The organism is Candidatus Hydrogenedentota bacterium, from assembly GCA_016791475.1.
Classification (GTDB): domain Bacteria; phylum Hydrogenedentota; class Hydrogenedentia; order Hydrogenedentales; family JAEUWI01; genus JAEUWI01.
On record JAEUWI010000497.1, the window covers coordinates 1 to 510 of the forward strand.

1 protein-coding gene is annotated in these 510 nt (G+C 61.6%); it reads left to right on the forward strand.

Annotated elements, in window-relative coordinates; all coding sequences use genetic code 11:
- Positions 1-112: 112 nt before the first annotated feature.
- Positions 113-510, forward strand: a 398-nt coding sequence (locus JNK74_30450) for a hypothetical protein (GenBank protein ID MBL7650489.1), incomplete at its 3' end; no start/stop codon positions are given.

A 510-nucleotide genomic window follows, 5' to 3' on the forward strand; every position in this document is an offset into this window, starting at 1 on the left:
GAACCTCCGCTACAGGTGCAAGGCACATCGGCGGACGGACTTATCCAGCGACTGACGCGACTCGTGTCCACCTCGGCACAAGTCATCGCGACCGGCATGGACGAATAGGAATATGGCAAAAGTCACCAGATTGAGCAGCGTGAGCAGCAAACACCATTCGGCGCTTCCTCACTACGAGCTGCGCGCGCGCCGCCTCGCCGGCGCAGACATGGAAATCGAAATCTGGCAGTTGCCGGCCAGTGCCACGCCCCACATCAAGCAGCCCACTTACATTGCCGGGCTGCGCGGCCGCAACCTTTCGCTCATCGAGCATCGACTGCTGCGGCGCATGAAGCAGGCACGCATCGACCTCCTGAACCTGCCCGCGATTGACGCGTTGCGTGTTCCTATCGACGAGGACATGGCCATCAATCTCGGTCTGCTCCTGCGCGTGCTAGCGCCGATGCGCAATCGCGAGCACATCGCCGCCGTAGCGGCCGGCATAGAAGCGATGACAAAGGAAGAAGCCAG